Below are 1741 nucleotides of genomic sequence, written 5' to 3' on the forward strand. Positions count from 1 at the left end.
CTTTTGGCGGCGGGTGGCGCGCTTTTCCTGTGCCCTTCGGCACCTATAAAAAAACGTTGCGAAGCGCCCTGAAACGAGTTTAGAGAGGGAGGGAGGAGAAGCGCCCCAGGGCTGTCAGCCGGTTGCTTCCGGAAGGCCTCGCAACGTGAAAACCGTCAAGCTCCTTATACCTGCCATGGCCACCTTGGCCATGGCTGCGACATTCTTCAGAGTGGGGCAACCCGGGGAAGTTCCAGGCAGCCGAGTAACAACTCCATTCAAGCACGGGCGCCGCTTCGCTGCAGGGCACACAATCCCATTCACCCTCGTGGCGCGGGGGCTCATGCCCCGCCGGCGCCGCAGCCGCCGGCCGCGGCATCCGGGCCGCAGCGATGGGCTGGGCCAGCCCTCCCCGGCCTTGGCCGGACGGGCCCGGCGTTTAGGTAACAACTTGTGTATTATGCGCCACCTTCGGGCGGCGCAGCACACGGTGCAGCAGCCATTGCTCCAGATCGTCGATGTAGGTGAACACCGGCGGCACCACCAGCAGGCTCAGCACCGTGGAGGTGATGAGCCCGCCGATCACCGCCACTGCCATGGGAGAGCGGAAGCTCATGTCGGCTCCGCCCACGCCGAGTGCGATCGGCATCATCCCGGCGCCCATGGCGAGCGTGGTCATGATGATCGGCCGGGCGCGCTTGTGGCAGGCATCCAGCAGCGCCTCCAGGCGCGACAGCCCGCGCTCGCGCCGCGCCATGATGGCGTACTCCACGAGCAGGATGGAGTTCTTGGTGGCAATGCCCATGAGCATGATCAACCCGATCAGCGAGGGCATGGAAAAGCTCTGGCGCGCCAGCAGCAGCGCGACGAAGGCCCCGCCCAGCGACAGCGGCAGCGCCGCCAGGATCGTCACCGGCTGCAGGAAATCCTTGAACAGCAGCACCAGCACGATGTAGATGCAGACCACGCCGGTGAGCATCGCCAGGCCGAAGCTCTCGAACAGCTCGCCCATCATCTCGGCGTCGCCCACGTCGATCAGGCGCACGCCCGCCGGCAGGCCCTTCACGGCCGGCAGGTTGTGCACCGCCTGCGTGACCTCGCCCAGCCCGCGCGCGCCCAGCTCGATCTCGAAGCGCACGTTGCGCGAGCGGTCGTAGCGGTTGATCACCGCCGGCCCGCCGGCGAGCTGCAGCTCGGCCACCTCGCCCAGGCGCACCGGCCCGCGCGCGCCCGGCACCGCCAGGCGCTCGAGCACCGACAGGTCCTCGCGCGCGGCATCCTGCAGGCGCACCACGATGGGCACCTGGCGCTGCGCCAGGTTGAGCTTGGGCAGGTACTGCTCGTAGTCGCCCACGGTGGCGACGCGCAGCGTCTCGGCGATGGCCTGCGAGGTGACGCCCAGGTCGGCGGCGCGCGCGAAGTCCGGGCGCACGGCGATTTCCGGGCGCACCAGGCTGGCATTGGAGCTCACGCCGCCGATGCCGGGGATGGTGCGCAGCTCGCGCTCCACGGCGCGGGCGCTGGCCGCCAGGGCCTGCGGATCCTCGCCCGCCAGCGCCAGGATGTACTTGTCGTTGGAGCCGCCCAGGCCCACCTTGACGCGCACCCCCGGCAGTTCCTGCATCGCCACGCGCAGCTGCTCCTCGATGTGCTGCTTGCGCGGGCGCTCGGTGCGCGGCGCCATGCGCAGCGTGAGCGTGGCACTGCGCGGGTCGGTGGCGCCGGCGCTGCTGGAGGCCGGATCGGCGCCGGCCGAGCCGCC

1 protein-coding gene is annotated in these 1741 nt (G+C 69.8%); it reads right to left on the bottom strand.

All coding sequences use genetic code 11. The features are described from left to right. Positions 1–418: 418 nt before the first annotated feature. A partial coding sequence (locus A612_RS14340) for an efflux RND transporter permease subunit (protein WP_019375141.1) occupies positions 419–1741 on the bottom strand: 1323 nt, incomplete at its 5' end.

It is taken from the genome of Melaminivora alkalimesophila (assembly GCF_000282995.1).
Lineage (GTDB): Bacteria > Pseudomonadota > Gammaproteobacteria > Burkholderiales > Burkholderiaceae_C > Melaminivora > Melaminivora alkalimesophila.